The 25,607-nt window shown below is 63.6% G+C and carries 21 protein-coding genes; 13 read left to right on the top strand and 8 right to left on the bottom strand.

Going from position 1 to position 25,607, the window contains the following annotated elements; all coding sequences use genetic code 11:
• The first annotated feature begins 81 nt into the window (after nt 1-81).
• Genes J2X76_RS14220 through J2X76_RS14210 form a run of 3 tightly spaced genes read left to right on the top strand, consistent with a single transcriptional unit; the run spans nt 82 to nt 2,902 of the window.
• The gene (locus J2X76_RS14220; RefSeq protein ID WP_310217182.1) at nt 82-1,104 is read left to right on the top strand and encodes an ABC transporter substrate-binding protein; all 1,023 of its coding nucleotides are present in this window, start codon (nt 82-84) and stop codon (nt 1,102-1,104) included.
• Nucleotides 1,101-2,141, top strand: coding sequence for a FecCD family ABC transporter permease (locus J2X76_RS14215; RefSeq protein ID WP_405030037.1), 1,041 nt, complete (start codon nt 1,101-1,103; stop codon nt 2,139-2,141). The genes J2X76_RS14220 and J2X76_RS14215 overlap by 4 nt, the downstream gene beginning before the upstream one ends.
• Complete coding sequence (locus J2X76_RS14210; protein ID WP_310217180.1) at nt 2,138-2,902, top strand: ABC transporter ATP-binding protein; 765 nt, start codon at nt 2,138-2,140, stop codon at nt 2,900-2,902. The genes J2X76_RS14215 and J2X76_RS14210 overlap by 4 nt, the downstream gene beginning before the upstream one ends.
• A 38-nt stretch (nt 2,903-2,940) precedes the next feature.
• On the opposite strand, the gene iolB is transcribed toward J2X76_RS14210, so the two are convergent.
• From iolB to J2X76_RS14185, 5 genes are all read right to left on the bottom strand, one after another.
• The gene (iolB, locus tag J2X76_RS14205; RefSeq protein ID WP_310217177.1) at nt 2,941-3,750 is read right to left on the bottom strand and encodes a 5-deoxy-glucuronate isomerase; all 810 of its coding nucleotides are present in this window, start codon (nt 3,748-3,750) and stop codon (nt 2,941-2,943) included.
• The gene (gene iolE, locus J2X76_RS14200) at nt 3,747-4,655 is read right to left on the bottom strand and encodes a myo-inosose-2 dehydratase (protein ID WP_310217174.1); all 909 of its coding nucleotides are present in this window, start codon (nt 4,653-4,655) and stop codon (nt 3,747-3,749) included. The genes iolB and iolE overlap by 4 nt, the downstream gene beginning before the upstream one ends.
• Nucleotide 4,656: 1 nt before the next feature.
• Nucleotides 4,657-6,480 carry a 3D-(3,5/4)-trihydroxycyclohexane-1,2-dione acylhydrolase (decyclizing) gene (iolD, locus tag J2X76_RS14195; protein WP_310217171.1) on the bottom strand — a complete coding sequence of 608 codons (1,824 nt, stop codon included), beginning with the start codon at nt 6,478-6,480 and terminating at the stop codon, nt 4,657-4,659.
• Nucleotides 6,477-8,405 carry a 5-dehydro-2-deoxygluconokinase gene (iolC, locus tag J2X76_RS14190; RefSeq protein ID WP_405030036.1) on the bottom strand — a complete coding sequence of 643 codons (1,929 nt, stop codon included), beginning with the start codon at nt 8,403-8,405 and terminating at the stop codon, nt 6,477-6,479. The genes iolD and iolC overlap by 4 nt, the downstream gene beginning before the upstream one ends.
• Before the next feature lie 98 nt (nt 8,406-8,503).
• Entirely contained in the window at nt 8,504-9,325 is an 822-nt protein-coding gene (locus J2X76_RS14185) for a MurR/RpiR family transcriptional regulator (RefSeq protein ID WP_310217169.1), read from the bottom strand.
• Nucleotides 9,326-9,506: 181 nt separating this feature from the next.
• Here J2X76_RS14185 and iolG point away from each other — a divergent pair, with 181 nt between their 5' ends.
• Complete coding sequence (gene iolG / locus J2X76_RS14180; protein ID WP_310217166.1) at nt 9,507-10,502, top strand: inositol 2-dehydrogenase; 996 nt, start codon at nt 9,507-9,509, stop codon at nt 10,500-10,502.
• Nucleotides 10,503-10,508: 6 nt separating this feature from the next.
• Here the strand turns inward: iolG and J2X76_RS14175 are convergent, their stop codons facing one another.
• Nucleotides 10,509-11,510, bottom strand: a complete 1,002-nt coding sequence (locus tag J2X76_RS14175; protein ID WP_310217163.1) for a substrate-binding domain-containing protein — start codon at nt 11,508-11,510, stop codon at nt 10,509-10,511.
• A gap of 191 nt (nt 11,511-11,701) precedes the next feature.
• Here J2X76_RS14175 and J2X76_RS14170 point away from each other — a divergent pair, with 191 nt between their 5' ends.
• The 8 genes from J2X76_RS14170 (at nt 11,702) to J2X76_RS14135 (ending at nt 21,199) form a co-directional block, all read left to right on the top strand.
• The gene (locus J2X76_RS14170) at nt 11,702-12,727 is read left to right on the top strand and encodes an ABC transporter substrate-binding protein (protein WP_162732456.1); all 1,026 of its coding nucleotides are present in this window, start codon (nt 11,702-11,704) and stop codon (nt 12,725-12,727) included.
• An 81-nt stretch (nt 12,728-12,808) separates the two neighbouring features.
• Nucleotides 12,809-15,040: an iron ABC transporter permease gene (locus J2X76_RS14165; RefSeq protein WP_310217161.1), complete on the top strand. Its 2,232-nt coding sequence runs from the start codon at nt 12,809-12,811 to the stop codon at nt 15,038-15,040.
• Nucleotides 15,037-16,098 carry an ABC transporter ATP-binding protein gene (locus tag J2X76_RS14160; protein WP_310217158.1) on the top strand — a complete coding sequence of 354 codons (1,062 nt, stop codon included), beginning with the start codon at nt 15,037-15,039 and terminating at the stop codon, nt 16,096-16,098. Before J2X76_RS14165 ends, J2X76_RS14160 begins: the two co-directional genes overlap by 4 nt.
• A 29-nt stretch (nt 16,099-16,127) precedes the next feature.
• Nucleotides 16,128-16,949, top strand: coding sequence for an inositol monophosphatase family protein (locus tag J2X76_RS14155; protein WP_310217155.1), 822 nt, complete (start codon nt 16,128-16,130; stop codon nt 16,947-16,949).
• A 95-nt stretch (nt 16,950-17,044) separates the two neighbouring features.
• Nucleotides 17,045-18,349, top strand: a complete 1,305-nt coding sequence (gene ugpB / locus J2X76_RS14150; RefSeq protein WP_113131192.1) for a sn-glycerol-3-phosphate ABC transporter substrate-binding protein UgpB — start codon at nt 17,045-17,047, stop codon at nt 18,347-18,349.
• A 67-nt stretch (nt 18,350-18,416) separates the two neighbouring features.
• Nucleotides 18,417-19,298: a sn-glycerol-3-phosphate ABC transporter permease UgpA gene (gene ugpA / locus J2X76_RS14145; RefSeq protein ID WP_310217151.1), complete on the top strand. Its 882-nt coding sequence runs from the start codon at nt 18,417-18,419 to the stop codon at nt 19,296-19,298.
• Between the two features lie 9 nt (nt 19,299-19,307).
• Entirely contained in the window at nt 19,308-20,156 is an 849-nt protein-coding gene (gene ugpE / locus J2X76_RS14140) for a sn-glycerol-3-phosphate ABC transporter permease UgpE (RefSeq protein ID WP_113286354.1), read from the top strand.
• Nucleotides 20,156-21,199 carry a sn-glycerol-3-phosphate import ATP-binding protein UgpC gene (locus J2X76_RS14135; RefSeq protein ID WP_310217145.1) on the top strand — a complete coding sequence of 348 codons (1,044 nt, stop codon included), beginning with the start codon at nt 20,156-20,158 and terminating at the stop codon, nt 21,197-21,199. Before ugpE ends, J2X76_RS14135 begins: the two co-directional genes overlap by 1 nt.
• Before the next feature lie 144 nt (nt 21,200-21,343).
• Here J2X76_RS14135 and J2X76_RS14130 read toward each other — a convergent pair whose 3' ends face one another.
• Nucleotides 21,344-23,266, bottom strand: a complete 1,923-nt coding sequence (locus tag J2X76_RS14130) for a methyl-accepting chemotaxis protein (protein WP_310217142.1) — start codon at nt 23,264-23,266, stop codon at nt 21,344-21,346.
• A 343-nt stretch (nt 23,267-23,609) separates the two neighbouring features.
• Here J2X76_RS14130 and J2X76_RS14125 point away from each other — a divergent pair, with 343 nt between their 5' ends.
• Complete coding sequence (locus tag J2X76_RS14125; protein ID WP_310217140.1) at nt 23,610-24,650, top strand: SMP-30/gluconolactonase/LRE family protein; 1,041 nt, start codon at nt 23,610-23,612, stop codon at nt 24,648-24,650.
• Between the two features lie 99 nt (nt 24,651-24,749).
• Here J2X76_RS14125 and J2X76_RS14120 read toward each other — a convergent pair whose 3' ends face one another.
• Nucleotides 24,750-25,592 carry an alpha/beta hydrolase gene (locus J2X76_RS14120; protein WP_310217137.1) on the bottom strand — a complete coding sequence of 281 codons (843 nt, stop codon included), beginning with the start codon at nt 25,590-25,592 and terminating at the stop codon, nt 24,750-24,752.
• Nucleotides 25,593-25,607: the final 15 nt, after the last annotated feature.

Here is a 25,607-nt window from a genome sequence, read left to right as displayed (position 1 = left end):
ATTAAAGATGACTGAAGTTATCTTGTTATAACGAGCAGGAACGGCTATTCGCCATGTCCCGACCTTGAATCAGGACCTTCCATGCTCACGTTAAAATCCGCCCTGACCGCGCTATCGATCGCCACCGTTTTCAGCGTGACGGTCTCTTCGGCATTCGCAGCGACGAAATACCCGCTCACCCTCGAAAACTGCGGCGTGCAGGTCAGTTTCCAGAAGGCACCCGAGCGGGCGATCGGGCTTGGCCAGAACAGCGCGGAAATCCTGCTGCTGCTCGGCCTCGAGGACAAGATGGCCGGCACCGCCTTTTGGCCGAGCAAGGTGCTGCCGAAGCTTGCCGAGGCCAATGCCAAGGTGAAGCTGCTGTCCGTGGAATTCCCGACCTTCGAATCGATCCTGGCGCAGGACCCGGACTTCGTGGCGGCTGCCTTGCCGAGCTTGCTCGGCCCGAGCAGCAAGGTCGCCAAGCGCGAGGATTTCGACAAGGTCGGCGTCCCGAGCTACCTTTCGCCCAGCACCTGCCTCAGCACCAAGGACGTCAAGGACCAGTACGGCAGCCGCGCGCAGCTCTGGAACATGGACCTGCTCTACAAGGAGATCGACGAACTGTCGCAGATCTTCGACGTCGCCGACCGCGGCCAGACCCTGATCGCCGATTTCAAGGCCCGCGAGGCGGCACTTCGCGCCGGCGTTTCCAAGGATGGCAGGAAGCTCTCCTATGTCTTCTGGTTCTCCAGCCCGAGCCCCTCGGCGGATGCCTATCTCGGCGGCAAGAACGCCGCTTCCGGCTTCATCGCCGACGTGCTTGGCGGCCATAACGCGGTGACCGCCGAAGCCGAATGGCCGACACTCGGCTGGGAAAGCATCATCGCGCTCAACCCGGACGTGATCGTCATCGCCAATCTCGATCGCAACCGGTGGGAACTCGACAAGCCGGAAGCCAAGATCAAGTTCCTGACCACCGATCCGGCCGTCAGCCAGATCGCCGCCGTGAAGAACAAGGCGATGGTTGTCATGGACGGCCAGGCCATGAACCCGACGGTGCGGACGATCTACGGCGCCGAACAGGTGGCCGAACAGCTAAAGGCCCTCGGTCTCCTGAAGTGACCGGGGCGCGCAACTCCCTTCGGCAGTTTTTCGCCTTCGCGGCGGCGGTGGCGGCCTCGTTTGCCGCCATCAGCCTTGCCGTAGGCGTCAGCGTCGGGATAGGCGACCTGCCGATCCCGCTCGCCACGACCTTTTCCGCCGTCACCAACCGGCTGGGATGGACGGCGGTGACGCTCAACCGCATCCATGAAACGGTCATCTGGGATTATCGTCTCAGCCGGGCGCTGGTCGCGGCCTTTTGCGGCGCGGGCCTAGCGCTCTCGGGAGCGGTCATGCAATCGCTGCTGCGCAACCCGCTGGCCGAACCCTATGTCCTCGGCATCTCGGCCGGCGCGTCCACCGGCGCGGTCTCGATCGTCATCCTTGGCCTCGGGGCCGGCACGATTTCGCTGTCGACCGGGGCCTTCGCGGGCGCCTTCGCGGCCTTCTTCTTCGTCGCGCTGCTGTCGAACGGCACGCGCGGCGGCGCGGATCGCACGATCCTGGCCGGCGTCGCCGCCTCCCAGCTTTTCAACGCCTCGACCTCCTACATCGTCACCACGTCCGGCAATGCCCAGCAGGCGCGCGACGTGATGTTCTGGCTGCTCGGCAGTTTCGGCGGCGTGCGCTGGCCGGAACTGGCGCTGGTCTCGGTCGTCGTCGGCATCGCGCTGGTGGCCTGCCTGCTTTACGCCCGCGTGCTCGACGCCTTCGCCTTCGGCGACGAAGCCGCCGCCGCGCTCGGCGTCAACGTGGCCCGGGCGCGGATCGTGCTCTTCGCGCTGACGGCGATGATGACGGCGACCATCGTCAGCATGGTCGGCTCGATCGGTTTCGTCGGGCTGGTCGTGCCGCATGTGGCGCGTTTCGTCGTCGGACCGCTGCATGTCCGGCTGCTGCCGGCCTGTGCGGTCGTCGGCGCCATCTTCATGGTCGTGGCGGACATTGCGTCGCGCACCCTCATCCCGCAGCAGGTCCTGCCGATCGGGGTCGTGACCGCCCTGGTCGGCGTGCCCTTCTTCTCCATCATCCTCTACCGGTTCCAGCGCGCGTCATGACCATCAAGGCCGATAACCTCACCTGGAAAATTGGCAGGAAGACCATCCTCGACGAGGTTTCCTTCGTGGCGCAGCCGGGCAAGATGCTCGGCCTGCTCGGGCCGAACGGTTCGGGCAAGACCTCGCTCCTGCGTCTGATCGCCGGATTGCGATCGCCGCATTCCGGCTCGATCATCCTCGAAGGCAGGGATCTGAAAACCATCGGCCGGCGCGCGATCGCAAGGCGCGTCGCCTTCGTCGAACAGCACGCCACGACCAACGCCAATCTGAGGGTGGTCGACGTGGTGAAGCTCGGGCGGTTCCCGCACCGCTCGATGTTCTCCGGCTGGTCGCTTGGCGACGACGAAGCCGTCGAAACGGCGCTGACCCGCGCCGGCATGGCGCACAAGCGCAACGACCGCTGGCAGTCCCTCTCCGGCGGCGAGAAACAGAGGACCCATATCGCAAGGGCGCTCGCGCAATCGCCGAAGGAACTCATCCTCGACGAGCCGACCAACCACCTGGATATCCAGCATCAGATCGGCCTGATGCGGCTGGTTTCGGGATTGCCGATGACCAGCATCATAGCGCTTCACGATCTCAACCACGCCGCGATGTTCTGCGATCATCTGATCGTCATGCAGAACGGCAGGATCGTTGCGTCGGGGACGCCGGAGGACGTGGTAACCGAAGCCCTGCTGCGCGATGTCTTTTGCGTCGAAGCGCGCGTGGAAGCCTCGCCGCATCATGCTCGGCCGCATATCCACTACCTCGCCCGGTAAGTCCGTCTGCGGCCGGCCAACCGGCCGGAAGTCCGGCTTCAGGGATTGTCGCGTCTGAAGATCCAGTCGTGGTCCGGGTGGTTCCTGAACCGCCATTTGCGGATCGGGCCGGCCATGACGTTCAGATAATACATCTCGTAGCCATAGGGTGCGCCGCAGGGATGATGCCCTTTCGGCACCAGCACCAGGTCGTGGTCCGAGACAGCCATCGTCTCGTCCAGTGAACCGTCCTCGGTAAAAACCCGCTGGAAACCGAAACCCTGCGCCGGGTTCAGCCGGTGATAATAGGTTTCTTCCAGATAGGTCATGTCGGGGAAATTGTCCTCGTCGTGCCGGTGCGGCGGATAGGACGACCAGTTTCCGGACGGCGTGAAGACTTCGGTGACCAGCAGGCTGTCGGCGACGTCCCTGTCTTCCATGGCGATCGGATAGATGTAGCGCGTGTTGGCGTCCTTGCCGCGGGTGTTGAGGGAAAGCCCTTCCGGCCCGATCACCGCCGCCTCGCGGCCGGGTTTGGCGGGCGCCGTGCACACAGCCAACGTGCAGTCCGTGGTCGCCGTGGCGCTCCAGTCGGAACCCGCCGGGATATAGACGCAGTGCGGGGGCTTGCGCTCGAAGACGTTCATCCGGTCGCCGAGTTCGCCGAAAACCTTGCCGCTGCCGGAAATCTCCGCCTTGCCTTCGACAAGCACGAGGATGACTTCCGTGTCGCCGGTCTTTTCCGCGGCGCTTTCACCGGGTTTCAGCCGGTAGAGACCGAAGCCCACATAACCCCAGCCGGCATCCTTGGGCGTGACGTCGTGCACCTTGCCGGAAGAGCCCTTCGGCTTGCGCAGCAGGCTGGTCATGCCTTTGCTCCCTTGTCGAGGCCGGCCGCCTGCGCCATCGCCTTCAGCGAGGAAAGACCCATGCTCTGGTATTCGAAGGGGTTGCGGACATCCGGATCCTGTTCCGCCTCGATCACCAGCCAGCCCTGATAGCCATGCTCTGCGGCGATCTTCAGCACCGGCGGGAAGCTGACGCCGCCTTCCTTGTCGCCCGGCACCGTGAAGACACCGCGACGAACGCCTTCGAGGAAGGAGAGGCCTTCGTTGCGCACCTGCGCGGCGATATCGGGCCTTACGTTCTTGGCATGGATATGCCCGACGCGGGCCATGTGATTTTTCGCGGCGCGCTCGGGATTGCCGCCGCCGAAAAGGCAATGGCCGGTGTCGAGCAGAAGCCTGGCATGCGGGCCGGTATTGGCCATCAGCTTGTCGATCTCGTCCTCGCTTTCGACGATCGTCCCCATGTGGTGGTGGTAGACGAGCGTGATGCCCTGCCCCGCCGCGAACTCCGCCAGCGCCTCGACGCCCGCGCCGAAGGATTTCCATTCGCCATCGGCGAGTTTCGGCCGGTCGTTGACCGGCTTGCCGTCGTCGCCGTGGATCGCGTTAGAGGTCTCGCAGACGATGATGACCTTGGAACCCATCGCCTTCAGGAGATCGAGCGCCGGCTGCATCGCTTGTCTCTCCTCCTCCAGGGAATTGGTGAGAAGGTTCAGCGAATGCCATCCTGAGACGTAACGAAGATTGCGCGGCTCCAGCACGGCTTTCAGCGCTGCCGGCTCCTGCGGGAACTTGTGACCCTTCTCGATGCCATCGAAACCGATCTTCGACGTTTCGTCGAGGCACTGGTCGAGGCTGATATGGGCGCCGAGCGTGCGGTCGTCGTCGTTGGACCAGGCGATGGGATTGGTACCGTAGAGAATCATGTCAGCGTCTTTCCTTGAGCGCCGTTTCATAGGCGGCGCGAGCCTTGTTGACTTCCGGCCGGACGGACACTTCCGGCACCGCGACATCCCACCAGAAGCCGCCGCCTTCGGGCGTCGGATAGGGATCGGTATCGATGACAACAACCGTTGCAACCTTCGCTTCCCGCGCGCCGTTCAACGCCGCTTCCAGATCGGTGATCGAGGACACCTTGCGGGCATCCGCACCCATCGCAGCGGCATGGGCGACGAAATCGATCTGCATCGGGTTTACCTGGTTGGTGTGGGCGTAGAGATTGTTGAACTCGGCGCCGCCCGTCGCCATCTGCAGCCGGTTGATGCAGCCGTAGCCGCGATTGTCGGTGATGACGACGGTGATCTTGACGCCCATGGCGACGGCGGTCGCAAGCTCCGAATTCATCATCATGTAGGACCCGTCGCCGACCATGACGATCACGTCGCGGTCCGGTTCGGCCATCTTGATGCCAAGCCCGCCGGCGATCTCGTAGCCCATGCACGAGAAGCCGTATTCCATGTGATAGGAGAGCGGCCTGCCGGCCTTCCAGAGCTGATGCAGCTCGCCCGGCATGGTGCCGGCGGCGCACATGACGACCGTGTTGTCGCGCGATGCGCGCTGCACGGCGCCGATCACCTGCATATCGGTCGGCAGCAGGTTTCCGTCTTCCGGAGCCGCCGTGAAGGCATCCGCCTTGGCGAACCATGCCTGTTTCAGACCGTTGTCGGGCGCTGCGAAGCGATGATCCGCCAATGCCGCACCAAGCAGTTCCAGCCCCACCCGGGCATCGGAGACGAGCGGTATCGCCTCATGTTTTGCGCTGTCGTAAGGCTGGACATTGAGCGACAGGATACGCCGGCCGGGATTCTTGAAGAGTGCCCAGGAGCCGGTGGTGAAATCCTGGAAACGGGTGCCGACGCCGATCACCAGGTCGGCGTTCTCGCAGACCGCATTGGCGCTCGAAGCCCCCGTCACGCCGACCGGGCCGAAATTCGAGGCATGGTCCCAGGGCAGCGCCGACTTGCCGGCCTGGGTCTCGACGACCGGAATATTGTGCCGGCTGGCAAAAGCGGCGAGCGTTTCGGTCGCACCGGAAAAATGGACGCCGCCGCCGGCAACGATGACCGGGTTGCTTGCGGCCTTGATGGCCTCGACGGCGCGCCTGAGTTCGTTCTCATCCGGCCGCGGCCGGCGCCAATACCAGATTTTCCTGTCGAAGAAGCTTTCCGGATAGTCGTAGGCTTCGGCCTGCGTGTCCTGGCAAAAAGCCAACGTCACCGGCCCGCAATCGGCCGGGTCGGTCAAGGTCCGCATGGCGCGCGGCAGCGCGGTCAAGAGGTGTTCCGGCCGGCTGATGCGGTCGAAATAACGGCTGACGGGCCTGAAGCAGTCGTTGACCGACGCAAGGCCGTCGCCGAAATTCTCGATCTGCTGCAGGACCGGATCGGGACCGCGACTGGCGAAGACGTCGCCCGGAATGAAAAGCACCGGCAGACGGTTCACATGCGCAAGCGCTGCCGCCGTCACCATATTGACCGCGCCGGGGCCGATCGAGGAGGTCACGGCCATCGCGCGGCTGCGGCGGAGCTGTTTCGAATAGGCGATCGCCGCATGGGCCATCGACTGCTCGTTCTGGCCGCGATAGGTCGGCAGGTCCTCGCGGATGCCTGCCAGCGCCTCTCCCATGCCGGCAACATTGCCGTGCCCGAAGATCGCCCAGACGCCGGCGATGAAGGGCACCCCTTCCTCCGTCATCTGGTTTGCGAGATAGCGCACCATCGCCTGCGCGGCGGTCAGTCTCACCGTTTTCATCGGCCGTCTCCTCCTCCGCTCCCGGCTCTGGCACGGGCCGTGTCCCAGGCCGTGCAAAGCTCTCGATATTTATGCGCCATGTCGGCGACCGCCGCGTCATCGTCCATCCTGCCGGCAAACCACTGCCGTGCGGCATCGGCGAAGATGGTCCGGCCGACCGCGAAACCCTTCACGAGACCAAAGCGCGCGGCTGTGACAAAGCTTTCCTCCAGCTCGGCCATCGGCGCATCCAGCCCGAGCACGACGATGCCGCGCACATAGGGATCATGCTTCTCGATCGCCGCGCAGGCATTCGCCCAGGCGGCTTCGCTCTTCATCGGCTCGAGCTTCCACCAGTCGGGATAGACGCCGATCTCGTAGAACCTCTCGATAATGTCGGAGACGGTCCGGTCGTCGGTCGGGCCGACCTTGGACGGGATCACTTCCAGCAGCATTTCCAGCCTGTTGCGACGGGTTGCGGCGAACAGGCGCTTGACCACGTCCTCCTGTTTCTCACGCATTTCCGGCGGGTCGTCGGGATGGTAGAAACAGAGAACCTTGGCGACGTTGTCGACCGGCCATTCGGCGATGCCGCCGAGATCGGGGCCGAGTTCCGGCTCGAGCGTCAGCGGGCGGGAGCCTGGCCATTCCGCCGGCCGGCCGATCCAAAGCCCGGTGCCCGTCGCCTTGTAGAGCGTCTCGCGGCCGAGCCGGCCGTCGCACAGAATGCCATAGCCATGCCGATCGCCGGCGACATCGAGGGCGGCCTTGAGGCAGAGCGACTTGAACGCGTCGATCCGCTCCGAGCTTTGGCCCGCCTCTTCGGCAATGACTTCGAGCTGCATGCGATGATCGAAGGCGAAGACGCGCATTTCCGGCCAGTCGCCAGTGCGGTTCGTCGACCAATGCACCTGTTCCAGTGCCGCATCCTTGCGCAGCGCCCTGTCGCGAATGCCGGTGCGGAAGAAATACTGCAGCTCTTCCCAGCTCGGGTAGGCCGGCGTGCAGCCATGCCGCGACACGGCGAAGGCGCCGCAGGCATTGGCGTATTTCAGCGCCGTCGGCCAGTCCTCGCCGGTCAGCCAGCCCTTGAGCAGGCCCGCCATGAAACCGTCGCCGGCGCCGAGCACGTTGAAGACCTCGATCGGGAAACCCTGACCGGTCTGGCCCTTTTCGAGGCTGTCGGGGATATCGCCTTCGAAGACGACGGCGCCCATCGGTCCGCGCTTGCAGACCAGCGTCGCCCTGGAGACCTTGCGGACCGCCCTCAGCGCCTCGAGCGTGTCGGTCGAACCGCCGGCGATATGAAACTCCTCTTCCGTCCCGACCAGCAGGTCGAAGAGATGGAGGGTGGATTGCAGTTTGGCGGTCACCTTGCCGGACTCGATGAACCGGCTTTCACCCGCCTCATGGCCGGCAAGCCCCCAGAGGTTCGGGCGGTAATCGATGTCGAGCGCGGTGCGGGCGCCGTTTTCACGGGCGAGCCGCAGCGCCTTCAGCACCGCCGCCTCGGTATTCGGATGGGAAAGATGCGTGCCGGTAACGCAGACGCAGCCGGCTTCGGCGATGAAACCGGGATCGATATCGTCTTCGCAGAGCGCCATGTCGGCGCAGTTCTCGCGATAGAAGATCAGCGGGAACTGATGCTGGTCTCGGATGCCGAGAAGGACCAGCGCCGTCAAGCGTTCCGGATCCGTCTTGACGCCGCGCACATCAACGCCTTCCCGGATCAGCTGCTCGCGGATGAACCGGCCCATGTGCTCGGCGCCGACGCGGGTGATCAGCGCCGACTTCAGCCCGAGACGCGCCGCGCCGGCCGCGATATTGGTCGGCGAGCCGCCGATATATTTGTTGAAGGAGGCCATGTCCTCCAGGCGCCCGCCCACCTGCACGCCGTAAAGGTCCACGGACGAACGACCGATCGTGATGAGATCGAGTGACGCCAAGATTTCCTCCCTTTCATGATGGCGGCGACCTCCGCTGCCGTACCGCCATGCCAGAAATAGATCATAAATTCCATTTTCTCAGTTTTCAATATAAAAATTCAAGCCGCAGCCGGTTTGGTGGTACCCACACTGACCGCCAGCGCCGTGGCAAGACAGAGGGTGGCCGCCGGAGACCGGAAGGCGCCAAAATCGACTTCCGAGACCAGCAGCGTGACCGGCCGGAATTTCGCAAGCGGGCCGATCGCCGAATCGGTCATCGCCACGACGGGGATGTTGCGTGCGGCCGCGTTCTCGACGAGATCCAGGGTGGGCGACGAATAGGGCGAGAAGGTGATGGCCAGAAGAACGTCGCCATCCCGGATGGCGTGCCGGTTGTCGAGCTTTCCGAGCGACGTATGCAGCACGCAAGGGACCTCCATCTTCTCGAAAATATAGGCCATGTAGGTCGCCGTCGAGAACGAGCGACCCAGACCGACGACATGAATGACATTCGCCGCAGAGAGCAGGTTCGCTGCCTCGGTCAAGGTTGCCGGATCGACTGTGTTCAGCAGGCTTTCCAGGGATGCCCGGCCGGCATCGACGAATTCGCCGAGAAGCGCGGAAGGACTGCCCTCCTGCTTCTCCCGCAGGTGCTGCAGCCGCGTCGAATAATCCGGCCAGCCGCCGACATAGGACTCGCGAAACAGCCGCTGCATTTCGGAAAAGCCCGAAAAGCCGAGGATCTGGCAAAAACGCATCAGGGCAGACGGCTGCACGCCCGCTCCCTCCGCCATTTCCGCGACGGTCGACACAGCGATGCGATCCCTGTTGGCGGCAACATAGTCGGCGCATTGGCGCAGCCTTTTCGGCAGGTTTTCCGAAACGTCGAGAAGCCTTTCCTCGAACGCCTTCAAGCTCGCCGGCGATGCGTTTTCGTCCATAAAAGCCTCTTCGTTCCTGCTTGACACACCCGAAATCGCAATCTAGCAAAATGGAATAGATATTCCAATTCTGATCTGGACGAACCACAGCAATCGAGGCGCCGCCGGGGAAACGGACGATAACGTCAGGTGCCGGCGGGTTCACAGCAGCCGATCGACTGCATCATCACGGGAGAACATCATGGTCACGAAACTCGCGCTTCTCGGCGCAGGCCGCATCGGCAAGGTGCATGCGCGCGCCATCGCGGAGGACAAACGGGCGAAACTCGTCGCCGTCGCCGATGCCGTGACGGACGCGGCACAGGCGATCGCCGGCAGCACCGGCTGCGCGGTCAGCACCATCGATGCGATCGAGGCCGATCGCGATATCGATGCCGTCATCATCTGCACGCCGACCAATACCCATGCGGACCTGATCGAGCGTTTCGCCAAGGCCGGCAAGGCGATCTTCTGCGAAAAACCGATCGATCTCGACGTCGAGCGCGCGCGGGCCTGCGTGGAGACGGTGCGCAGGACCGGCGCCAAGGTGATGCTCGGCTTCAACCGCCGCTTCGACCCGCATTTCCGCGCCGTGCGCCAGGCGATCGACGACGGCAGGATCGGCAAGGTGGAAATGGTGACGATCACCAGCCGCGACCCCGGCCCGCCGCCCGCCGAATATATCAAGGTCTCCGGCGGCATATTCCGCGATATGACAATCCACGATTTCGACATGGCGCGCTTCCTGCTCGGCGAGGAAATCGACACCGTCATGGCCTCGGGCGCCGTATTGGTCGATCCGAAGATCGGCGAACTCGGCGATTACGACAGCGCGAGCCTGATCCTGACGACGAAAAGCGGCAGGCAGGCGATCATCTCCAATTCCCGCCGGGCGAGCTACGGTTATGACCAGCGCATCGAGGTGCACGGATCGCTCGGCTCGGTCGCGGCGGAAAACCAGCGGCCGGTGTCGATCGAGATCGCCAACAAGGACGGCTACACCCGGCCGCCGCTGCACGACTTCTTCATGACGCGCTACACGGCGGCCTATGCGGCGGAAATCTCCGCCTTCGTCGATTGCCTCGAAAGCGGTTCGGCTCCCTCGCCTTCGGCCGAAGACGGCGTGATCGCGCTGGCGCTCGCCGACGCGGCCCTTCTCGCCGCCACCGAGGGCAAGGCGGTCAAGGTCTCGTACTGAGCCGCTTCAGCCGCCCCTCACCGATCCGCGCCAGACGAGTTCCGCATCAAGCCTTCGGCAATTCGTCTCGGCCGGCGTGACCTGATCGAGCCAGGTCACGGCCTCGGCCGCGATCTGCTCGACCGGCTGGGCAAACGTCGTGAGATTGTAGGACGACCAGGACGCCTGCTCGATATCGTCGAAACCGACGACGCAGAGTTCCGACGGGATCGCGAGGTTGAACTGGTGCCGTGCGGCGTCCATCAGCCCGCAGGCGAGCAGGTCGTTGACGCAGAAGATCGCGTCGGGCCGATTCTCGCGCGTGAGCAGCCGCTGCGCCAGCACCACCCCGCTCTGATAGGTGGTCGAACCGAAGCGTTCGACGGTGACGTCGATGCCGTGATCACGGCCGGCGGCACGAAATGCCTCTTCGCGGGCAATCAGGCTCGGCGTCATCGCCTCCGAATTGGCGAAGGCGAAGTTGCGGCAACCGGCGCGCAACATCGCAATGAACCCGCGCCGCGCCGCCTTGCGATCGTGGAGATTGATCATCAACGCGCCGTCCCGGTCCTCGTCCCGGTTGATCAGCACCAGCCGCTGGCCGCTCTTCAGGCATAGATCGGTGATCGACTTGTCCGGCATGCCGGACAGGATGATCGAGGCATCCGCCCGGTAGCTGATCGCCTGGCGCAGCGCCTGGTCGACGCTGTCGTCGGAGCGATCGGTATTGATCAGCATCGCGATCTTCGAGGCGCCCTGAAGCTGGCCGGTGAGCGCGCGGATGAGGCTGGCACGGTATGGCGTGTCGAGTTCGGAAACGATCAGGCAGACGATGCCGCTTTCGTTGCGCATCAGCCCGCGGGCCAGATGGTTGACGTGGTAGCCGAGTTCCTCCGCCGCCTCGATCACCCGCCGCCTCGTCTCTTCGGAAACGCTCGCGCCCGGCGTGAACGTACGCGAAACAGCCGACCGGGACACGCCGGCCCGGTCAGCGACTTCCTTGGCGCTGACGAAAATCTTGCGGCTCATCGCCCTCTCCCTTGCCTCAATCAATGCCCAGTTTTGCAAGCGAGTGCAACAGCAGGATGACAAGCACTGTGGCGAAGCACCGAATTCTTTAGCGATTTGTTATTGACAACATCCACAACTACGTGAAACCATTGCACACGCTTGCAAAGGCGGGTGATGTGGAGGCGTCACCATAATCTGGGAGGATAATCATGCGCCTGGCTTTGACGGCCGCCGCTCTCGCGGCCGGCTTGACTATGAATGCATCGGCATCTCGCGCCGCAGAAGAACTCAACCTGATCTGCTCCGCCGACGTGGTGATCTGCGAGATGATGCAGCAGATGTTCCAGAAGGAAACCGGCATTCAGGTGAACATGGTTCGCCTGTCGTCCGGCGAGACCTATGCCAAGATCCGCGCCGAGGCGCGTAACCCGAAAACGGATATCTGGTGGGCCGGCACCGGCGATCCGCACCTGCAGGCGGCCTCCGAAGGGCTGACCCAGGAATACAAGTCGCCGCTTCTCGGGGAACTGAACGACTGGGCGAAGAAGCAGGCGGAAAGCTCCGGCTTCCGTACTGTCGGCGTTTATGCCGGCGCGCTCGGCTGGGGCTACAACACCGAACTCTTCAAGCAGAAGAACTACAAGGAGCCGAAGTGCTGGTCCGACCTGCTGGACGCCTCGTTCAAGGGCGAGATCCAGATGGCCAACCCGAATTCGTCCGGCACCGCCTATACCGCTCTGGCGACGCTCGTGCAGATCATGGGTGAGGACAAGGCATTCGACTATCTGAAGAAACTCAACGCCAACGTTTCGCAATACACCAAGTCAGGCTCGGCGCCGGTCAAGGCGGCCGCCCGCGGCGAGACGGCGATCGGCATCGTCTTCATGCACGATGCGGTGGCACAGACGGTGGAGGGTTTCCCGGTCAAGTCGATCGCGCCGTGCGAGGGCACCGGTTACGAAATCGGCTCGATGTCGATCGTCAAGGGCGCCCGCAACCTGGAAAACGCCAAGAAGTGGTATGACTGGGCGCTGAAAGCCGACGTACAGTCGCACATGAAGGAGGCGAAATCGTTCCAGCTGCCGTCGAACGCCAAGGCCGAGGTGCCGAAGGAATCGCCGAAATTTTCGGACATCAAGCTGATCGACTACGACTTCGCCAAATACGGCGATCCCAATACCCGCAAGAAACTGCTCGAGCGCTGGGACAAGGAGATCGGCGCCAACGCCAACTGATCCCGATCGCCGTCGTCGCGCTGCGGCTGGGCTGCAGCGCGACCGAACTTTCCATGCTCTCGATGAGGTTCCCGGCCGGCCATGGACAATCGCAATCGCAGACTTGACCTCGTGCTTGCCGTCGGCGCGGCAGCCATGGTCCTGTTGCCGTGGTACCGGATCGAGAAGGGTTTCCTGTCATTCTCCTGGCTGGGGGACTTCCCGGGGGCGGTTTCGGCCGCTCCCGGGATGCTGCAGATCTTCATGCATGGCCGCTTCTGGCTGCTTGCCGCCTTGCTGGCACTTCTCGGCGCGCTCGCGTCGCGGTTCGTGGCAGACCCCATGCGGCGCGGCGCGCTTCTCGCCTGGTCGGGCGGCTTCGGCGTCGTCTTCCTGGCGCTCCAGGGACTTGCGATCGGCGGCACCGGCTGGACCTGGACGATCAGTGAAACGCTGTTCGGCGCGCTTGCCGAGGGCCAGCCTTCGATGGGTGCCGGCGCCGTCCTTACCTCCGTGGTCTTCGTTCTCCTGTTTTCCTTCGGCCTTGCCGAACGGGGCGTGATGCGCGGCGATGCGTTTGTCGTCTCCACCATCTCGGTGCTGATCTTCCTGGTCGCTGTCTTCGTCTTTTATCCGATCGGCAGCATGTTCATCGGCGCCTTCCAGGATTTCGACGGTTCGGTGAACTTCGACGGCTTTACCCGCAACATCCTCGACACCTCGATCTGGAGCCTCGATTGCCTCATCGGGGGTGCACGATGCGGGGTTGCCTGGCGCACGCTTTTCCTGGCGATCATGACGGCTGCGGGCTCTACCCTGCTCGGCCTCGCCTTCGCGCTGGTTGCGACGCGCACCCACTTTCCCTTCAAGAAGGGTCTGCGGCTGCTGACCGTGCTGCCGATCATCACGCCGCCCTTCGTCATCGGTCTTGCCCTGACACTTCTGTTCGGCCGCGCCGGCGTCGTCACCCAAGGCCTGTCCTCGGTCTTCGGCGTCGAGCCGAGCCGCTGGCTCTATGGCCTGACCGGTATCTGGATCGCCCAGGTCCTGTCCTTCACGCCGATTTCCTTCCTGGTGCTGATCGGCGTCGTCGAAGGCGTGAGCCCCTCGATGGAGGAGGCTTCGCAGACATTGCGCGCAAACCGCTGGCGCACCTTCTGGCGCGTTTCCCTGCCGCTGATGAAGCCCGGCCTCGCCAACGCCTTCCTGATCGGCTTCATCGAAAGCATGGCGGATTTCGGCAACCCGCTCGTTCTCGGCGGCAGCCACGGCGTGCTTTCGACGGAGATTTTCTTCGCCGTGGTCGGCTCGCAGAACGATCCGGCCCGCGCGGCAGTGCTCGCGATGATCCTGCTCTGCTTCACCTTGTCTGCCTTCCTCGCCCAGCGCCTCTGGCTTTCCGGCAAGAATTTCGCGACGGTCACCGGCAAGGGCGATAGCGGCGCCCATATAGCGCTGCCCCGTCCGCTGTCGATCGCCGTCCATGCGATCGTCATCCCCTGGATGATCTTCACGCTCGTCGTCTACGGCATGATCATCTTCGGCGGCTTCGTGAAGACCTGGGGGCTCGACAACACGCTGACCCTTGCCCATTACGCCAAGGCCTTCTCCGTCACCCTCCGCGACGGCTCGCTTGTCTGGACGGGAGTCGCCTGGAACTCGTTATGGACGACGATGGAGATCGCGCTGATCTCCGCGCCATTGACGGCCGCCGTCGGGCTCGCGACCGCCTACGTGATCGTGCGGCAGAAATTCGCCGGCCGCGAACTTTTCGAATTTGCGCTGATGATGAGTTTTGCCATTCCCGGCACGGTCATCGGCATCAGCTACATCATGGCCTTCAACCTGCCGCCGCTCGAGATGACCGGCACGGCGCTGATCCTCGTCGCCTGCTTCGTCTTCCGCAACATGCCGGTCGGCGTGCGCGGCGGGATCGCCGCCATGAGCCAGCTCGACAAGAGCCTCGACGAAGCCTCGATGACGCTTGGGGCGACCAGTTTCCGCACCATCCGCAAGGTCATCCTGCCGCTCCTGAGGCCGGCGATCACCGCGGCGCTCGTCTATTCCTTCGTGCGCGCCATCACCTCGATCAGTGCCGTCGTCTTCCTCGTCAGCGCGCAATACAACATGGCGACATCCTATATCGTCGGCCTGGTGGAGAACGGCGAATACGGCGTGGCGATCGCCTATTCCTCGATGTTGATCGTGGTGATGATCGCCGTCATCGCCGGTTTCCAGCTGGTCGTCGGTGAACGGCGGCTCAGGCGCGAGAACCGCATCTCCGCCTCGCGCGCCCGCGTTCCGACCTCCCTGCAGCAGGAGAAAATCGCATGAACCCCGCCCAGGCCGGATCCGTCGTTTTCCAGAACGTCCGCAAGACCTTCGGCGCCTTCACCGCCATTCACGACCTGTCGCTGACCGTCGAGCCGGGCACGCTGGTGACATTGCTCGGGCCTTCCGGCTGCGGCAAGACCACGACGCTGCGCATGCTCGCCGGCCTCGAACATCCGAGTTCCGGCCGCATCCTGATCGGCGGCAAGGATGTCACCATGCTGCCGGCCAACGAGCGGGACGTCTCGATGGTCTTCCAGTCCTACGCGCTTTTTCCGCACATGAATTCGCTCGACAACGTCGCCTACGGGCTGGAATCGTCCGGGCTGAGCAGGAAGGAAGCGCGTCAGAAGGCCGAGCATGGCCTCGAGCTCGTCGGCCTCGCGGGCATGGGACGCCGTCTTCCGGCCGAACTTTCCGGCGGTCAGCAGCAGCGCGTCGCGGTGGCCCGCGCGCTGGTCCTCGAACCCCAGGTCCTGCTGCTCGACGAGCCGCTGTCCAATCTCGACGCCCGGCTGCGCCGCCGTGTGCGCACCGAAATCCGCGAGCTCCAGCAGCGCCTGCAGTTCACCGCCGTCTACGTGACCCACGATCAGGACGAGGCGCTGGCGGTTTCCGACAAGATCGTCGTCATGAAGGATGGCGGCATCGCCCAGGAGGGCAGCCCGCGCGACCTCTATGAGGCGCCGGCCTCCTCCTTCATCGCCGACTTCATCGGCGAGGCGAATGTCGTGCCCTGCGAGATCATCGACATCTCGGGCACACAGGCGACCGTCGGCATCGAGGGCCTGAGGCATGTCGTGCCGGCGCGCGGCGCAAGGCCCGGCCGCGGCAAGCTTGCGGTGAGGCCAAGCGCGATTACCGTCGAACCGGCCGAAAACGCTGCTTTTTCGGGGAGGATCAGGCACGCCGCCTATCTCGGCGACCATATCGAATACGAGGCGGAAACGAGCGGCGGGACCTTGTATATCGTAGACCCGTCGGTCGACCGCCCCATTCCCCCCGGCACGCAGGTCGCCATCGGCCTCAAGAGCCGGGGCATCGCCATCATCGCGGAATGACCGATCCGCAGACAGGGATATATTTCTTCATGAACGACAACGAGCAGCAAATCAGGGATCGCCACGCGCTTGCCGAAAGGATCGCGCGGGAGGCCGGGAAGGTCGCGTTCGACTATTTCAGCCGGCGGGAGACGTTGATCATCGAAACCAAGGGCGATCCGCAGGATGTCGTCTCGATCGCCGACCGGGAAGTGGAGAACCTGATCCGCGACCGCGTGTCCGAAACTTTCCCCGACGACGGGTTCCTCGGCGAGGAATACGGGCTTGCCGAGGGCAGTTCCGGTTATACCTGGGTCGTCGACCCGATCGACGGCACCAGCCCCTTTGTCAGCGGCATGCCGAACTGGTGCGTCTCGATCGCCGTCCTCCATGACAAGAAGCCGGTCGTCGGCGTCATCCATGTGCCCTGCCATGACGAGATCTATTCGGCGGCGGCCGGACAGGGCGCGACGCTGAACGGCAGGCGGCTTTCTCTCGATGCGAAGAAGACGATCCGCAACGGCCTGACCGGCATCGGCGCCAACCACCATGTCACGCCGGCAGCCGTCGCCAAGATCGTCGGCGACCTCCTGGAAGGCGGCGGCAATTTCGTCCGGCTGGGTTCCGGCGCGCTGATGCTCGCTTACGTCGCCGCCGGCCGGCTGGTCGGTTACTACGAGCCCTATATGCACGCCTGGGACTGCCTCGGCGGCTATTGCATCGTCGAGGAGGCGGGCGGCTGGTTCCTGCCCTTCCCCACGGAAGGCGGGCGGCTCACCAGGGGCGCGCCGGTGCTGGCCGCCGGCCCGGGCGCAGTCGGCGACCTCAAGCGCATCGCCGGTGTCAACGGAGGAGATTCGGCGGCGGCATAGCCGCTGCATGCGCGCGGCCCGGATTGCGGTTCGGGCCGCGTGAAAAGGTCCTGCAAGGGCCCTGTTCGGTTCATGGGAAAGGGAGGAAAACATCCATGAAGATCGTTCTTACATCGGCAATTGCCGCAACCACATCACTGCTGATGGCCTCGAGCGCCATGGCCGTCACGGAAATCCAGTGGTGGCATGCCATGACCGGCGCCAACAACGAGGTCGTCGAGCAGCTTGCCAAGGAATTCAACGACAACCAGAAGGACTACAAGATCGTTCCGGTCTTCAAGGGCAGCTATCCGGAAACGCTGAATGCGGGCATCGCCGCGTTCCGCGCCAAGCAGCCGCCGGCGATCATACAGGTCTTCGACGCAGGCAGCGGCGTGATGATGGGTGCCCAGGGCGCCATCGTGCCGGTGGCCGACGTGCTGACCAAGGGCGGCTACAAGTTCGACAAGTCGCAATATCTGCCCGGCATCGTCGCCTATTATTCGAAGCCGGACGGGACGATGCTGTCCTTCCCCTACAATTCCTCGTCGCCGATCCTCTATTACAACAAGGACATCTTCCAGAAGGCCGGCCTCGATGCCGCCAAGCCGCCGAAGACCTGGCCTGAAGTGTTCGAGGCCGCCAAGAAGATCAAGACCAGCGGCGCTGCCCCCTGCGGCATGACCTCGACCTGGCTCACCTGGATCCAGACCGAAAACCTCGCCGCCTGGAACAACGTCTCCTATGGCAGCAACCAAAACGGCCTGGCCGGCGTCGACGTGAAGCTCGCCTTCAATTCCGACTTCTTCGTCAAGCACTTCCAGTCGATCGCCGACCTCGCCAAGGACGGCACGTTCCGTTACGGCGGCCGCACGTCGGAAGCCAAGCAGCTCTTCACCTCGGGTGAATGCGGCATCATGACGGAATCATCCGGTGGTCTCGGCGACATCATCAAGACCGGCATGAACTACGGCATCGGCCAGCTTCCCTATTACGAAGGCGCCGGCCGGCCGCAGAACACCATTCCGGGCGGCGCCAGCCTCTGGGTCTTCGCCGGCAAGAGCGACGCGGAATACAAGGGCACCGCGGAGTTCTTCAACTTCCTGTCGCAGACCAAGATCCAGGCCCGCCTGCACCAGGTTTCCGGCTACATGCCGGTGACGATGGTCGCCTATGAGGAAACCAAGAAGTCCGGCTTCTACGACAAGAACCCCGGCCGCGAGACGCCGCTCCTGCAGATGATGGGCAAGGCGCCGACCGAAAACTCCAAGGGCGTGCGTCTCGTCAACCTGCCGCAGGTGCGCGACATCATGAACGAAGAGTTCGAGGCCATGCTCGCCGGCAAGCAGGACGCCAAGACCGCCCTCAACAAGGCCGTCGAACGCGGCAACGCCGCGATCCAGCAGGCTATCGGCAAATAAGCATCAAATGCCGCCCGCGTCTCCTCGACGCGGGCGGCACCGTTCGCATCCCAACGGAGCCCGCCTCGTGCAAAGCGTCGTCTTCCCGAACAAGATCCTGCCCTACTTCCTGGTCGCGCCACAGATCATCCTGACGATCATTTTCTTCTTCTGGCCTGCAAGCCAGGCGCTCTATCAGTCGGCCATGCGGGAAGATCCGTTCGGCCTCCAGAGCAATTTCGTCGGGCTTGCCAATTTCCGGCTGATCCTCTCGGACGAGAACTATCTGCATGCGTTGCAGGTGACGATCGTCTTCAGCGTCGCGACCGCCCTGCTTTCCATGGGCCTGGCGCTGCTTTTGGCGACAGCGGCGGATCTCGTGGTGCGCGGCAAGGGGTTTTACCGGACCCTGATGATCGTTCCCTATGCGGTTGCACCTGCCGTCGCCGGCATGTTGTGGCTTTTCATGTTCAATCCCGCCATGGGGACCCTGGCCTATATCCTGCGCCGCAACGGCATCGCCTGGGACCCGCTGCTCGACGGCAGCCAGGCCATGACGCTGGTGGTGGTCGCCGCCGCCTGGAAGCAGATCAGCTATAATTTCCTGTTCTTCGTCGCCGGCCTGCAGGCGATCCCCAAATCGCTGCTGGAGGCCGCCGCAATCGACGGCGCTCGCGGCAGCCGCCGTTTCTGGACGATCGTCTTCCCGCTTCTGGCGCCGACAACTTTCTTCCTGCTGGTCGTCAACACGGTCTACGCGTTCTTCGACACGTTCGGCATCATCCACTCCGTGACCGGTGGCGGCCCCGCCAAGGCGACCGAGACGCTCGTCTACAAGGTCTATAACGACGGCTTCGTGAACCTGAACCTCGGCTCGTCGGCGGCGCAATCCGTGGTGCTGATGGTCATCGTCATCGCGCTCACCGCTTTCCAGTTCCGCTTCGTCGAGCGGCGCGTGCATTATGGTTGAGGTGGCCCGATGATCGAAAACCGCCCGCTCGCCACGCTCATGGCGCATCTGATGCTGATCCTCGGCATCGTCATCGTCGCCTTCCCGATCTACTATACGTTCATCGCCTCGACGGCGACCTCGACCGCCATCATCCGTCCGCCGCTGTCGCTGCTGCCCGGCGGGCACATGATGGAAAACTACGGCGAATCTATTTCGGGCGGCGTCGAACGCGTCGTCGGCGTCAGCCTCGAACGGCTGCTGTTCAACAGCTTCGTGGTCGCGATCGCGATTGCGGTCGGCAAGATCGTCATCTCCTTCCTGTCGGCCTTCGCGATCGTCTTTTTCCGCTTTCCCTTCCGGATGGGCTTCTTCTGGATGATCTTCATCACCCTGATGCTGCCGGTCGAGGTGCGCATCCTGCCGACCTACAAGGTGATCGTCGATCTCGGCCTGATCGATACCTATGCGGGCCTGACCCTGCCGCTGATGGCGTCGGCCACCGCCACCTTCCTCTTCCGGCAGTTCTTCCTGACGATCCCGGGCGAAATGGTCGAGGCTGCCCGCATCGACAATGCCGGGCCGTTCCGCTTCATGCGGGACATCCTGCTGCCGCTGTCGACGACCAATATCGCGGCGCTCTTCGTCATCCTGTTCATCTACGGCTGGACGCAATACCTGTGGCCGCTACTGGTCACCAATGACGCGAAGATGAATACGATCATCATCGGCCTGCGCCGCATGGTGGATTTCGCCGACGCGTCGACCCCCTGGAACTACGTGATGGTCACCGCGATCCTGGCGATCATTCCCCCCGTCATCGTCGTGGTGCTGATGCAGCGCTGGTTCGTCAAAGGTTTGGTGGAGACCGAGAAGTAATGGCAAGGATTGAACTCAAGGATGTCCGCAAGGTCTATGGCGGCAACATCGAGGCGATCAAGGGCGTGTCGCTCGATATCGAAGATGGCGAGATGATCGTGCTGGTCGGCCCGTCGGGCTGCGGCAAATCCACCCTCCTGCGCATGGTGGCGGGTCTCGAAGGCATCTCCTCGGGCGAGGTTACGATTGCCGACAAGCGCGTCAACGAACTGGAACCCGCAGAGCGGGACATCGCCATGGTCTTCCAGAACTATGCGCTCTACCCGCATATGACGGTGCGCCAGAACCTCGCCTACGGCCTCAGGAACCGCAACACGCCGAAGGACGAAATCGACCGCCGCATCACCGAGGCCGCCCGTGCGCTGGAGATCGAGCCCTTTCTCGAGCGCAAGCCGCGACAGTTGTCCGGCGGCCAGCGCCAGCGCGTCGCCATGGGCCGCGCCATCGTCCGCAAGCCGGCGGCCTTCCTGTTCGACGAGCCGCTGTCCAACCTCGATGCCAAGCTGCGCGTCCAGATGCGGGTCGAAATCCGCCGCCTGCAGCGTTCGCTCGCCACGACGTCGATCTACGTCACCCACGACCAGATGGAGGCGATGACGCTGGCCGACCGGCTGGTCGTGCTGAATGCCGGGCGGATCGAGCAGGTCGGCACGCCGATCGAACTTTATGAAAAGCCGGCCACCACCTTTGTCGCGACCTTCATCGGCTCACCGTCCATGAACCTCATGAAACTTGGCCAGGACAGCGGCTGGAAGATGTCGGCAGATGGGCAGCTGCCCAAGGGCGCCGCCACGATCGGCATCCGCCCGGAGGATATCGTGATCGCCAACGGCCATGCTCCCGGGCCCGTCAGGGCCGATGTCCAGGTGGCGGCGGTCGAACTGGTGGGCGCCGAAAGCTATGTCCATGCCCTGACAGCAGACGCCAGTCCTGTCGTGTTCCGCGTCGCCGGCCGCTCCGGCATCCAGATCGGCGACAGCATGGGGCTGACCGCCGATCCCAGCCGCTTCCATCTGTTCGACGCGGCCGGAAGAAGGGTTTGAACGGGAGTGGCGTGAACGCCGTTCCCCGGCTGCCCCGATCGTCGTTGCCGGGGCATTGCCGCAATGAGGGTCTCAAGACAAGGACCGAGGCCGACCACGCCTGTCGGTGGCTCTCGCCGCCGATGCCGGATCGGCCCGGCGGGCTTAAAACTCCTGCCAGTCGTTGCTGACCGCTGCCGCAGCCGCGCCGCCGGAGAAGGCGGTGGCGACCCTGCGGGCCAGATTGCGCGCCGGCGAGGCAGCCGGCGTATCGCGGCGGTCGGCAGGGCGCGGAGCGTAGCGTTGGCCGCTCAGCTTGAACTGGGCCAGCAGCTGGTTGAGCGACGCGGCGTCACGAGCGAGACCGTGGCTTGCCGCGGTCGATTCCTCGACCATCGCCGAATTCTTCTGCGTGTCCTGGTCCATCTGGTTGACGGCGGTGTTGATCTGCTGAAGGCCGGAGGACTGTTCCTGTGCCGATTCAACGATGGCGTTGACGTGCCGGTTGATCTCCTGCACTTCCGCAACGATGGTCACCAGCGCCTGCCCCGTCTCACCGACCAGCTGTACGCCGGCATTGACCTGCTCGTTCGAGGTCGTGATCAGGGCCTTGATCTCCTTGGCGGCCTTGGCGGAGCGCTGGGCGAGTTCGCGGACTTCCTGGGCGACGACGGCAAAGCCCTTGCCGGCCTCACCCGCACGGGCGGCTTCGACGCCGGCGTTGAGCGCCAGAAGGTTGGTCTGGAAGGCGATGTCGTCGATGACGCCGATAATGTTCGATATCTCGCCCGAGGACTTTTCGATCTGCTCCATGGCCTTGACGGCGCGCTGAACGACCTCGCCGGAATTTTCCGCGCCGCTACGGGTGCGGGCAACGAGGGCGCCGGCTTCCTGGGCGCGCTTGGTGGCGTCCTTGACCGTCGTGGTGATTTCTTCGAGGGCGGCGGCGGTCTCCTCGACCGACGCTGCCTGCTGCTCGGTGCGCCTGGCCAGATCGTCGGCCGCCGCCTTGATTTCGGACGAGCCGGCTTCGATGCTGCGGGCGTTCTCCGCCACCTGCTCCAGCGCCGTCTGCAGCTTGCTGGCCGAGGCGTTGAAATCGTTGCGGACGCCGTCGAGTGTCGCGGTGAAGGGCTTTTCGATGCGGTAGGACACGTTGCCGTCGGAGAGATGGCTGAGGGCCTCCGCCAGGTTATCCACGGCGAACTTGATCTCGGACGCTTCCCGCGCCTTCTGCGCTTCGCGCTCTATGCGGTCGCGCTCGGACAGGCCGCGATTGTCTTCGGCTTCCTGTTCCAGACGGGCGCGCTCCAGCGCATTGTCGCGGAAGATGGCGACGGCCTTGGCCATCTCGCCGATTTCGTCCTTGCGGTCGAGGCCATCGATCGGGGCTTCCGTCTGGCTGGCGGCCAGCGAAGCCATGCGCTCGCGCAAGCGGACCATCGGCGCGGTGATGCCCTTATGGGCGATCGTCATCGACAGGACGGCGGCGATCGCGATGCCGAAAAGCATACCGCAGATCGCATAGGTGATCGTGCTGGAGACCGACTCGCTCAGCTTCTTGCCGCCGTTGTTGAGGATTTCGGCCATGGCGCCGTTGTTGGCGCCGAATTTCGGCGAGAGATCGACGATCGCCTGGTCGAGCTTTGCAGAGAGAGCGCGGACTTTTTCCTGGTCGCCGGCAGTATGGGCCTTGAGAAGATCGTCGCCGATCGCCTTCAGCGCGTCGGCGCCGGCAAGCAGTTCGTCGATCGCAGACTTGCGGCTCGGCACCAGCGCGGGGATCTGGGTCAACCGGTCGCGGGCGCCCGCAAATTCCTTCGAAAACCGACCCGACAGATCCTGGAAAGCCGAGCTTGCAGGATCCTGGGCAAGCGCCCGGCTCAGCCATGTCGTCGCGGTCCACATGCCGGCCGCGCCGCGGGGTCCGAAGGTCGCCGCATTGCTTTCCTTCTGCAGAAACCCAGAATAGGCCTCGTTGGCGGCACTGAACCTGCTGGTGACATACATCAGGCCTGCCAGCGAAATAACGGCAAGAATGGCGATCGCCATCAGGAATTTCGTCTTAATCTTTAAATTCTTGAGCATCGGATACCTCAAAAAACGCTGAAGGAATGAAGGCGCACGGAAGGGAAAATGCAGGAGCCGTACCGGACGGTGCACATCATGCGCATGGCGATCAAACTTGATCCTTCGATTTTCATAAGCGGTTTTTCATAATAAAATCTTACTCTTGCCGCAGTGCATTAAAGACATCCATGCATCCCCGACTGCATTTCACCGGTGTTTAACCAAGGTGAGAGAAGACAATCCTGCCTTGTTGCAGCGCACAAAGGACTGCCTTTAACTGGCAGACGGACCGTGGTCTCGGTTCCCCGCCTCGTCGGGTAAATTGATATGAAATCGAAAATCATAATCGAAGGACTTCAACGTGCATCTTTCGCGCCGCAATATCATGACGCTTTCGGCCACCGCCCTGGCAACCGTCCTCCCGAAAATGGCCTCCGCGCAGGCGATCGGCTTCACCCCGAGCCTGATCTATCCTGATCCGGCCATCCAGATCCTCGATCCGAGTTTTGCGAAATATCGCGTCGCCAGCAGCTCGCTCGAACAGGTCGCGACCGGTGCCCGCTGGCTGGAAGGTCCGGTCTGGTTCGGCGACGGGCGCTATCTGCTCGTCAGCGACATTCCGAACAATCGCGTCATGCGTTACGACGAGGCCAACGAGAGCTGGAGCGTCTACAACGCCAATTCCAACTATGCCAACGGCCACGCCCGCGACCGCCAGGGCCGCCTTCTGTCCTGCGAACACCTGACGCGCCGAGTCACCCGCACCGAATACGACGGCTCGATCACGGTGCTCGCCGACAGGTACAACGGCAAGAAGCTCAACTCCCCGAACGATATCGTCTGCAAGTCGGACGGCTCCATCTGGTTCACCGACCCGCCCTTCGGCATTGCCGGCGAATGGGAGGGCGACAAGGCAGCGGCGGAGCTGCCGCACTCGGTCTATCGCATCTCGCCGGAGGGCAAGCTCGACCTCGTCACCGACGAACTGAAGGGTCCGAACGGCCTTGCGTTTTCACCCGATGAAAAGAAGCTCTACATCGTCGAGGGCCGCGCCTCGCCGTTCCGTATCATCTGGAGCTACGACGTCGGCGCAGACGGCGCAAAGCTTTCCAACAAGACGGCTTTGGTCACGGCCGACGACAATGGCGGCCTCGATGGCTTCAAGGTGGATGTCGACGGCAATCTCTGGTGCGGCTGGGGATCGAACGGCGCGGCAGGGGCCAGGCCCGAGGACCTGAACGGCGTCAAGATATTCAACCCGGCCGGCAAGGCCATCGGCTTCATCAAGCTACCGGAGCGCTGCCCCAACCTCGTCTTCGGCGGCCCGAAGAAGAACCGCCTTTACATGGCGAGCAGCCACTCGGTCTACGCCATCTACGTAGAAACCCGCGGCGCCGTCTAGGCGCCTCACGAGATCACAAGCGGCCGGTCCCTAGGGGGCCGGCCGCGGCCTTCGCCCAACGGGCCAGGACAGCCTGACCCCGGTCCAGCCCTGCCGGCCTCAGTTCGAGGTACGCGCCAGAAATTCGCGAATCGCGGCGATCACCACCTCGTGCGCTTCCACATGGACCGCGTGGTTGGCGTTCGGGACTTCGAGGAGTTCGCCCCTCGGAATGCTTTCGGCGATCAGGCGCGAATGGTTCGGCGGGCAAATCCAGTCTTCGGCGCCGCAGACGACCAGCGTCGGGACCGGGATGTCCTTCAGCTTGTCGCGCAGGTCGTAGAGCCGTTCCTTGAACAACGCGTTATGGGTCTCGGCATGCAGGTGCATGGTGCGGGTGCGTTCCAGCGCCGCATCCGGATCGAATTTTTCAAAATAGAGCGGCTGCAGCGCCAGCCAGATCAGGCGCAGCTCGGTATCGTCCTTGACCCGGTCGGAGAACATCTTGTCGAGCATGTCGAGCGAGGCGCTGGTCGCCTTGTGGATGCGCTGCTTGAACACCACCATGGCATCGTCTTCGTGGTGGTAGCTGGCAGCCGTGCCGCGCAGGATCAGCCGCGACAGGTTGTGGCCGTATTTCACGGCATAGGTGAGCGCGATCATGCCCCCGAACGAACCGCCCTCGAGGATGATCTTGCGGCCGCCGCAGAGATTGACGCGAAAGGCTTCGACGTCGTCCGCCAGCTGCTCGAACGTGTAGGGGGGCGTCAGGCTGGTCTCGCCGCAACCGCGCTGGTCATAGGCGATGACGCGGTATTTGTCCGACAGGACCTTGTAGGCGTTGAACTCTCCGTGGCGGTCGCCGATGCCGCGCCCGCCATGCAGCGCGATGATGGTCTCGGCGTCGGGATTGCCGATGTCGTCGTAGACGAAGGTGGCGTTGTTGAGGGTGACTGTCGGCATTGGATCCTATCCTGC

Origin of the sequence: Neorhizobium sp. 2083 (assembly GCF_031455615.1) — a bacterium.
Lineage (GTDB): Bacteria > Pseudomonadota > Alphaproteobacteria > Rhizobiales > Rhizobiaceae > Neorhizobium.
The sequence above is the reverse complement of the archived record's forward strand: the minus strand, read 5'-3'. Positions and strand labels throughout refer to the sequence as shown.